At 60.7% G+C, this 8239-nt stretch carries 7 protein-coding genes and 1 pseudogene; 2 read left to right on the top strand and 6 right to left on the bottom strand.

The window, feature by feature from the left end:
• Together prfC and BZ163_RS24975 are read left to right on the top strand one after the other, a co-directional pair.
• Window positions 1–254 (top strand): annotated as a pseudogene (gene prfC / locus BZ163_RS24980) (peptide chain release factor 3); the annotation flags it as partial.
• Window positions 255–632: 378 nt separating this feature from the next.
• On the top strand, window positions 633–875 hold the full coding sequence (locus BZ163_RS24975; RefSeq protein ID WP_128873042.1) for a hypothetical protein: 243 nt from the start codon (window positions 633–635) through the stop codon (window positions 873–875).
• 213 nt (window positions 876–1088) lie between these two features.
• On the opposite strand, the gene BZ163_RS24970 is transcribed toward BZ163_RS24975, so the two are convergent.
• From BZ163_RS24970 to BZ163_RS24945, 6 genes are all read right to left on the bottom strand, one after another.
• Window positions 1089–2069, bottom strand: coding sequence for a peptide ABC transporter ATP-binding protein (locus tag BZ163_RS24970; protein ID WP_064679758.1), 981 nt, complete (start codon window positions 2067–2069; stop codon window positions 1089–1091).
• Window positions 2069–3037 carry an ABC transporter ATP-binding protein gene (locus BZ163_RS24965; protein WP_128873041.1) on the bottom strand — a complete coding sequence of 323 codons (969 nt, stop codon included), beginning with the start codon at window positions 3035–3037 and terminating at the stop codon, window positions 2069–2071. The genes BZ163_RS24970 and BZ163_RS24965 overlap by 1 nt, the downstream gene beginning before the upstream one ends.
• 10 nt (window positions 3038–3047) lie before the next feature.
• A complete protein-coding gene (locus BZ163_RS24960; protein WP_128873047.1) occupies window positions 3048–3971 on the bottom strand; it encodes an ABC transporter permease subunit in 924 nt (307 codons plus the stop codon).
• A gap of 13 nt (window positions 3972–3984) precedes the next feature.
• Window positions 3985–4995: an ABC transporter permease subunit gene (locus tag BZ163_RS24955; RefSeq protein WP_128873040.1), complete on the bottom strand. Its 1011-nt coding sequence runs from the start codon at window positions 4993–4995 to the stop codon at window positions 3985–3987.
• A 74-nt stretch (window positions 4996–5069) separates the two neighbouring features.
• Entirely contained in the window at window positions 5070–6665 is a 1596-nt protein-coding gene (locus tag BZ163_RS24950; protein WP_128873039.1) for an ABC transporter substrate-binding protein, read from the bottom strand.
• A 76-nt stretch (window positions 6666–6741) separates the two neighbouring features.
• Window positions 6742–8175, bottom strand: coding sequence for an OprD family porin (locus tag BZ163_RS24945; RefSeq protein ID WP_128873038.1), 1434 nt, complete (start codon window positions 8173–8175; stop codon window positions 6742–6744).
• Window positions 8176–8239: the final 64 nt, after the last annotated feature.

The following is an 8239-nucleotide window of genomic DNA, read 5'->3' as shown; positions in this document are numbered from 1 at the left end:
ATGTGGTCGCCAGCCGTTTGAAAGAGGAATACAAGGTCGAGTGCTCCTACGAGCCGATCACCGTCTATTCCGCGCGCTGGATCGATTGCAGCGATAAGAAGAAGCTCGAAGAGTTCCAGATCAAGGCTGTGGAAAACCTCGCCATCGACGGCGGCGGTCACCTGACCTACCTGGCCCCGACCCGGGTCAACCTGGCACTGATGGAAGAGCGCTGGCCGGACGTGAAATTCCGCGCAACGCGTGAGCATCACTAAGCGCTGATTGGTTACATCCAAAACCCCGTGGTGAAAGCTGCGGGGTTTTTTTGTGTCGCAAACAAAAGATCAAAAGATCGCAGCCTTCGGCAGCTCAGGGGTATCGCGAACATCTTGCAGGAGCAAGCTTGCTCGCGATGGAGTGTCAGCTAAGCAGATGTTGACTTGACCACCATCGCGAGCAAGCTCGCTCCTACAGGGGCATCTAACGCCTGTTAAATAACCATTCGCCATAGCGATTATGCAAAACCATTCTCTGCATCCATGGCATTTCCCGGCGATCATCAACGTCCTGGTTTGAGAACCCGCTCGATCGCAACTGAATCTCGCACAAACGCCACGGCATCCGGGTTCGCCGCGGGCAGGAGGGAATCGGCTATGAGCATGTTTATACGCGTTGTGTTGTTGCTGAAGGTGTTGGTGCTGCTGTCCCTCGGTTCGTCGGCGGCGTGGGCGGAATGTCAGGGGCATGACAAGCAAGCCTGGAATTGGCAGGGCACGCAGGGCGAGACGATGATCGCCAAATCCGAATCTGAGCCCGGTGACCAGGGCCAGGCTGGTAGCGCGGGCGATGACGATTCGATGGACGGTGACGAGGGCGAGGACGACAGCCAGACGTGAAACGCAGGCAAAAGAAAACCTCTTCTACATCGACTGATGTGCAATCGCGGTGGAAGAGGTTTGGTTAACCCTTGACCCTAGGTGAAACGCAGTCCCTGTAGGAGTGAGCTTGCTCGCGAAAGCGGTATGTCAGTCGATACTTTCATTGACTGATCCTCCACCTTCGCAAGCAAGCTCGCTCCCACAGTTTTTTTGTGTCGATTCCAGATTTGCTTATGCCGCGCCGTCGAGGAATTGCTCGGCGTAGTGGCACGCTACCTGCCGGCTGTCCAGCAGGCGCAGGGCTGGCTCTTCAGTGCTGCAGCGCTCGGTCGCGTACGGGCAGCGCTTGTGGAAGGCGCAGCCGGACGGCGGGTTCAGCGGGTTGGGCAGTTCGCCGACGATCTTGATCTTCGGCTTGTCCGGGTCCGGGTGGATGGTCGGCGTCGCCGACAACAGCGCCTGGGTGTAAGGGTGCAGGGGACGGGTGTAGATGTCTTCCTTCGGGCCCATTTCCACCGGGCGGCCGAGGTACATCACCATCACGTGATCGGCCACGTGACGCACCACCGCCAGGTTGTGGGAGATGAACACGTAGGCGGTGTTGAACTCTTGCTGCAAATCCATGAACAGGTTCAGCACCTGCGCCTGGATCGACACGTCCAGCGCCGAAGTCGGTTCGTCCGCCACCAGCACTTTCGGTTGCAGCATCATTGCCCTGGCCAGGGCGATCCGCTGGCGCTGACCGCCGGAGAACATGTGCGGATAACGCTGGTAGTGCTCAGGGCGCAAGCCTACTTGCTTCATCATCGCCTGGACTTTTTCACGGCGCTCAGCCGCTGAAAGATTGGTATTGATCAGCAGCGGTTCGGCCAGCTGATCACCGACTTTCTGCCGCGGGTTCAACGAGGCGTACGGGCTCTGGAACACCATCTGCACGTCTTTGCGCAATTGCTTGCGTTGGGCCTTGTCGGCGCCGGCGACTTCCTGCCCGGCGATTTTCAAGGAGCCGGAGGACGGCTCCTCGATCAGGGTCAGGGCACGGGCCAGGGTGGATTTGCCGCAACCCGATTCGCCGACGACGGCGAGGGTCTTGCCGGCTTCCAGTTCGAACGACACACCGTTCAGGGCACGCACGGTGGCGTGGCCCTTGAACAGGCCCCGGGACACTTCGTAGTGACGGGTCAGGTTGCGGGCGGTAAGTACGACGGCCATTACGCCACCTCCTGATTCAGCGGGTAGAAGCAGCGGGCGAGGCTGTTGCTTTTCGGGTCAAGGCCCGGACGTTGCGTGCGGCAGTTGTCCTGCACGTACGGGCAGCGCGGCGACAGCAGGCAGCCTTGCGGACGGTCGTAACGACCGGGAACGATGCCCGGCAGGGTCGACAGGCGCGCGGCCCCGAGGCTGTGTTCCGGAATCGCCTTGAGCAGCGCTTCGCTGTACGGGTGGGCCGGGATGTCGAACAACTGTGGCACCTGACCGACTTCGACCGCTTGCCCCGCGTACATCACGCACACACGCTGGGCGGTTTCGGCCACGACCGCGAGGTCGTGGGTGATCAGCACCAGGCCCATGTTCTGTTCTTTTTGCAGGGCCAGCAGCAGGTCCATGATCTGCGCCTGAATGGTCACGTCCAGCGCAGTGGTCGGTTCGTCTGCGATCAGCAGTTTCGGTTCGCCGGCAATCGCCATGGCGATCGCCACGCGCTGGCTCATGCCGCCGGACAGTTGATGCGGGTAGGCGTTCATGCGGCTGGCGGCGCCCGGGATTTCAACTTTTTCCAGCAGCTCGATGGCGCGGGCGCGGGCTTGCTTGCCGGACATTTTCAAATGCAGGCGCAGCACTTCTTCGATCTGGAAACCGACGGTGTAGCTCGGGTTCAGCGCGGTCATCGGGTCCTGGAAGACCATGGCCAGGTCTTTGCCGACGATTTGCCGACGCTGGCGGTTGCTGAGCTTGAGCATGTTCTTGCCGTCGAAATTCAGGGCGTCGGCGGTGACGATCCCCGGATGTTCGATCAGGCCCATCAACGCCATCATGGTCACGGACTTGCCGGACCCCGACTCGCCAACGATGGCCAGCACTTCGCCCTTGTCCACGGTGATGTCGAGCCCGTCGACCACCGGAACGGCGTTCTTGTCGCCGAAGCGAACGTTGAGATTCTTGATTTCCAACAGTGACATGTGAATCTCCTCAGGCGGCGTTCTTGAGTTTCGGGTCCAGCGCATCGCGCAAGCCGTCGCCCATCAAGTTGATTGCCAGCACGCTGAGCAAAATGGTCAAGCCAGGCAGGCTGACGACCCACCAGGCGCGTTCGATGTAGTCGCGAGCCGAAGCCAGCATGGTGCCCCACTCAGGGGTTGGCGGTTGTACGCCAAGGCCGAGGAAGCCCAGTGCCGCGGCATCGAGAATCGCCGAGGAGAAGCTCAAGGTGGCCTGAACGATCAGCGGCGCCATGCAGTTGGGCAGCACGGTGACGAACATCAGGCGCGGCAGACCGGCACCGGCCAGGCGCGCGGCGGTCACGTAGTCGCGATTCAATTCGCCCATCACCGCGGCGCGGGTCAGACGAACATAGGACGGCAACGAAACCACGGCGATCGCGATGATGGTGTTGATCAGGCCAGGGCCGAGGATGGCGACAATCGCCACGGCCAGCAGCAGGGACGGCAGGGCCAGCATGATGTCCATCAGACGCATGATGGTCGGACCCAGAATGCGCGGGAAGAACCCGGCGAACAGCCCCATCAGGATCCCGGGGATCAGCGACATCACCACCGACGACAAGCCGATCAGCAGGGACAGGCGCGAACCGTGGATCAGCCGCGACAGCAGGTCGCGCCCCAGTTCATCGGTGCCGAGCAGGAACTGGATCTGCCCACCTTCCAGCCAGGACGGCGGGGTCAGCAGGAAATCGCGGTATTGCTCGCTCGGGTTATGCGGGGCAACCCACGGCGCGAAGATCGCGCAGAAAATGATCAGCAGCATGAACATCAGGCCGGCAACGGCGCCTTTGTTGCGGGAGAAGGCGTGCCAGAATTCTTTGTACGGCGACGGGTACAGCAGGCTTTGATCGACTGTTACCGCTTGATTTGAAGTTGAAGCTGGAGTGGTCATGGTCATGATGATCTCAGCGCTGATGACGAATGCGTGGGTTGGCAAAGCCGTAGAGGATGTCCACCACGAAGTTGACCAGAATCACCAGGCAGGCGATTAACAGGATGCCGTTCTGCACCACGGGATAATCCCGTGCGCCAATGGCTTCGATCAGCCACTTGCCGATGCCGGGCCAGGAGAAGATGGTTTCGGTCAGGACCGCACCGGCCAGCAACGTGCCGACTTGCAGGCCGACCACGGTCAGCACCGGAATCAGCGCGTTGCGCAGGCCGTGGACGAACACCACGCGCGACGGCGACAGGCCTTTGGCGCGGGCGGTACGGATGTAGTCCTCACGCAGCACTTCGAGCATCGAGGAACGGGTCATCCGCGCGATCACCGCCAGCGGGATGGTACCGAGCACGATGGCCGGCAGGATCAGGTGATGCAACGCATCCAGGAATGCGCCCATGTCATCGGCCAGCAAGGTGTCGATGAGCATGAAGCCGGTCCGCGGCTCGATGTCGTAGAGCAGGTCGATCCGTCCGGACACCGGGGTCCAGCCCAGGCTCACCGAGAAGAACATGATCAGGATCAGGCCCCACCAGAAGATCGGCATCGAATACCCCGCCAGGGAGATGCCCATCACCCCGTGGTCGAACAGGGATCCTCGCTTGAGTGCCGCGATCACCCCGGCCAGCAGGCCCAGGATGCCGGCGAACAGCAGGGCGGCCATGGACAGTTCCAGGGTCGCGGGGAACAGCGAGCTGAACTCGGTCCAGACGCTTTCCCGGGTGCGCAGGGATTCGCCGAGATCGCCCTGGGCCAGTTTGCCGATGTAATCCAGGTATTGGGCATACAGGGGTTTGTTCAGACCAAGGCGTTCCATTGCCTGAGCATGCATTTCGGGGTCGACCCGACGTTCACCCATCATCACTTCCACGGGGTCGCCCGGAATCATGCGAATCAACGCGAAAGTCAGCAAGGTGATGCCGAAGAACGTAGGGATCAACAACCCCAGTCGGCGGGCAATAAAACTAAACATCGTGTGGTGTACCTCATCAGCCGGTTAGGCGTGCCCGGCGTCCCTGGGGTCAGGGACACCGGGAATTTTCTTATCTACTTCACCTGAGTGGTGGCGAAGTTATTCGTGGTGAGCGGGCTAATGTGATAACCCTCTACGTTGTTGCGCATTGCGGTAAACATACGGGTATGCGCCATGCTGATCCATGGCTGGTCCTGGTTGAAAATCGCCTGGGCTTGCTCATAGAGCGCCGCGCGTTCGTCCGGGTTCACTGTGGCCCGGGCTTCATCGAGCAACGCCTGGAACTTCTCGTTGCACCAGCGCGCGTAGTTTTCGCCGTTTTTAGCCGCCTCGCAACTGAGCATAGGCGTCAGGAAGTTATCCGGGTCGCCGTTATCGCCCGCCCATCCGGCCGCCACCATGTCGTGTTCGCCGTTTTTCGCGCGCTTGAGCATCTCGCCCCATTCCATGACGCGAATATCGAGCGTGAGGCCGATCTTCGCCAGGTCAGCCTGCATCATCTGCGCGGCGAGCATCGGGTTCGGATTGGTAGCCCCGCCACCGTTGCGGGTGAACAGGGTAAACACCGTGCCTTGCGGTACGCCGGCTTCCTTGAGCAAGGCGCGCGCCTTGTCCAGGTCGCGGGGCGGGTTGGTCAGTGTGTGGTTGTAGCCCAGCAAGGTGTCCGGGTACGGGTTGACTGCCACCGTGGCATTGCCCTTGCCGAACAGGGCGTTGACCGCCGCTTCCTTGTCGAAGGCGATGTCGATGGCTTTGCGCACCCGCACATCGCTCATGTACTTGTGAGTGGTGTTCATGGCGATGTACGAAACGGTCATCGCGTTCAGTTCATCAACCTTCAGGTGGCTGTCTTTCTTGATGCTCGGGATGTCATCCGGCTTCGGATACAGCGCAACCTGGCACTCGTTGGCCTTGAGTTTCTGCAGGCGCACGTTGTTGTCGGTGGCGATCGCCATGATCAGCGCGTCTGCCGGCGGTTTGCCACGGAAGTAGTCCGGGTTGGCCTTGAAGCGAACCTGGGCGTCCTTGTTGTAGCGCTGGAAAACAAAGGGGCCGGTACCGACCGGTTTGTTGTTCAGGTCGCCGGTCTTGTTGGCCTTGAGCAACTGGTCGGCGTATTCGGCGGAGTAGATCGAGGCGAACGCCATGGCGATGTCGGCCAGGAACGGCGCTTCGCGGCGGGTCAGGGTGAACTTGACGGTGGTGTCGTCGACTTTCTCGACGCTCTTGAGCAGCTCCTTGAAGCCCATGCTTTCAAAGTACGGGAAGCCCACGCTCGATTGTTTGTGCCACGGGTGATTCGGGTCCAGTTGCCGCTGGAAGCTCCAGAGCACGTCGTCGGCATTCATGTCGCGGGTCGGCTTGAAGTAGTCGGTGGTGTGAAACTTGACGCCTTTGCGCAGGTGGAAGGTGTAGGTCAGGCCGTCCTCGCTGATGTCCCAGGATTCGGCCAGCGCCGGAATCACTTCGGTGGTGCCGGGCTTGAAGTCGGCCAGGCGGTTGAAGATGGTTTCGGCTGCGGCATCGGCGGTGACTGCAGTCGTGTACAGGGCCGTGTCAAAGCCTTCCGGGCTGTTTTCAGTGCAAACCACCAGGGGCTTGGCCGAGACGCCGACAGCGGCACTCAGCAACGCGGCAGCGATGGCCGCACGTAGGGCGAGCATGTTCATCAAGAACCCTCTGCAATCGGTTAAAGGACCCAAGCCAGACGGCCGACCATGATGAGTCAGTCGTCTGGCGGGCGTTTTACAGAATGTTGAACGGGATGGTGGTCACGAGACGGAACTCGTTGATGCTGCCATCCGCCTGGTTTTCGCTGGCGCGGTGCGTGGTGTAGGTCGCGCGGATCGCAGTGGCTTTGAGCGGGCCGCTCTGCACCGCGTACGCAGCGCCGATCCCGTATTCCTGGTGATGTTCGCCATCCTGGGCCTGGATACCGTCGTAGCCTTTGCCCGCCACGCCTTCGTTACCCTTGTAGTGAGTACCGTCGATCCCCCAGCCGCGTGCGCTGTAGAGGTTGAACTTCAGGCCCGGCACGCCGTATTCGGCCATGTTCAGGCCGTAGGCCACCTGGAAGGATTTCTCGTTCGGGCCGTTGAAGTCCGACAGCAGGGAGTTGGCCAGGTAGATGCCGTTGGTTTCGTGCAGGTAGTCGAAGTACTCGTTACCGTTAATTTCCTGGTACGAGAAGGTCAGGCTGTGGGCCAGGTGGGTCAGGCCGAGCGACAGGGAGTAGGTGTCGTTGTCGATATTGCCGATCAGCGCTTTGCCTTCTTCCTGGGTCTTGTAGTAGTTCAGGCCGGTGGTCAGGCTCAGGATCGAGCTGTCGCCCAGTACATGGCTGGCGCCGAAGTAGTACTGGTTCCAGATGTCTTCGGCCTGGGTGGCCCAGAGGCTGGTGGTCAGGCTGGCAAATGGCGTGTAGGTGATGCCCGCGGTGTGGACGTGATCGCTTTCAACGATGCCGTTGGCATATTCGGTGCGGAACTTGCGCTGGCTCTGTTCCGTACGCGGAGAGTTGCGATCGAAGGTGCCGACATCGAAGGACAGGTTCTCCAGCTCTTCGCTGTGCAGGCTCACACCCTCGAAGCTTGAAGGCAGTGGGCGGTTACCGATCACATCGACCATCGGGCTGCTGAAGTTCTGGCGACCGGCCGTCAGGGTGGTGTTGGAGACACGGGCCTTGACGTTGGCCAGGCCCAGCTTGCTCCACTGGTCGACGGCGTCGCCGCCTTCTTCGGTCAGGGTCCGGTTGTTGCCTGCGCCTGGACGCGTGCCCGGTGCGCCGCCGTTGTTGGAGGCCAGGTCCTTGCGATCACGATCCAGGGCAATGGCGTTGTAGGCCGCCACTTCGGTGCTGATGCCCACGGTGCCTTCGGTGAAACCGGAGTTGTACTTGATGATGGTGCCTTGCACCCAGTTGATCCGACGATCCGTATCGGTCGACACGCCGTTTTTCTTGTAAGCGAACTGGCCGCCCCGTTTCAGTTGCTCGTTCGCATACCAGTTACGCGTGGTGCCGCTGATCGACTGACCTTCAACGAAGCCGGTGGCTTCGCTTTGGGCACTTTTCTCTTTCACGGTAACCGGGGTAAACGCCTGGCTTTGGGATTCTGCGTAGGCCGTGGCGGTGACGCTGCTGATGGCCAGGGCCAATAACGCGGTGCTGCTCAGTTTCATGGGTGAAGCTCCTTGGTTTCTTTTTTTATGCCGGTCTTTTTTTGGTGATCCGGCTATTGGTTTA

The organism is Pseudomonas sp. VI4.1 (assembly GCF_002029345.1).
Lineage (GTDB): Bacteria > Pseudomonadota > Gammaproteobacteria > Pseudomonadales > Pseudomonadaceae > Aquipseudomonas.
The sequence above is the reverse complement of the archived record's forward strand: the minus strand, read 5'-3'. Positions and strand labels throughout refer to the sequence as shown.